The organism is Cobetia sp. UCD-24C (assembly GCF_001306765.1).
GTDB classification, from domain to species: Bacteria; Pseudomonadota; Gammaproteobacteria; order Pseudomonadales; family Halomonadaceae; genus Cobetia; species Cobetia amphilecti.
Window position 1 is genome coordinate 1 of record NZ_LJTD01000030.1, and the last position, 958, is coordinate 958.

The 958-nt window shown below is 52.6% G+C and carries 2 tRNA genes and 2 rRNA genes; all 4 read right to left on the reverse strand.

The features are described from left to right. A 23S ribosomal RNA gene (locus tag AOG28_RS17400) occupies nt 1-223 on the reverse strand; the annotation flags it as partial. 232 nt (nt 224-455) lie between these two features. After that, nucleotides 456-531 (reverse strand) — tRNA-Ala (locus AOG28_RS17405). A 39-nt stretch (nt 532-570) separates the two neighbouring features. Continuing rightward, nucleotides 571-647, reverse strand: a tRNA-Ile gene (locus AOG28_RS17410). A 76-nt stretch (nt 648-723) separates the two neighbouring features. Beyond that, nucleotides 724-958, reverse strand: a 16S ribosomal RNA gene (locus AOG28_RS17415); the annotation flags it as partial.

Below are 958 nucleotides of genomic sequence, written 5' to 3' on the forward strand. Positions count from 1 at the left end.
TTTCTTTTCCTCCGGGTACTTAGATGTTTCAGTTCCCCGGGTTTGCCTCTATAGGTTATGTATTGGCCTATAGATACTCACCTGATGGTGAGTGGGTTTCCCCATTCGGAAATCGTTGGGTCGCAGGGTATTTGCCACCTCGCCAACGCTTATCGCAGGCTATCACGTCCTTCATCGCCTCTGGCTGCCAAGGCATCCACCGTATGCGCTTAATCGCTTGACCATATAACCCCAAGGGGTCTGTCAAGAATTACGAATCTGTCGGACCTCTCCGACATATCGTTTGATAGACATGCRCTTGGCGCACATATCTATCGTCAGCATGATTCACATTGTTAAAGAGCGGCTGTTCAGAGAACAGTGAGAAGTCACACAACCTTCACGAGGAAGGCGATATGCTTGTCACTGTGGACTGTGCAGCGTTATCAGGTAGTAGAAGCTGAACCGGACTTTCATGGTGGAGCCAAGCGGGATCGAACCGCTGACCTCCTGCGTGCAAGGCAGGCGCTCTCCCAGCTGAGCTATGGCCCCAAAGTCGGCAAAACCGTGTCGACAAAAGCACGAAGCTTTTGGTGGGTCTGGGCAGATTTGAACTGCCGACCTCACCCTTATCAGGGGTGCGCTCTAACCAACTGAGCTACAGACCCGACACTACTACTCGATAAACTAACTTGATCAGGTAATTCGTTGTGAGCACTTGCCGCGAGCAGTAGACAGTGTCGATAAGGAGGTGATCCAGCCCCAGGTTCCCCTAGGGCTACCTTGTTACGACTTCACCCCAGTCATGAACCACACCGTGGTGATCGCCCTCCCGAAGGTTAGGCTAACCACTTCTGGTGCAGTCCACTCCCATGGTGTGACGGGCGGTGTGTACAAGGCCCGGGAACGTATTCACCGTGGCATTCTGATCCACGATTACTAGCGATTCCGACTTCATGGAGTCGAGTTGCAGACTCCA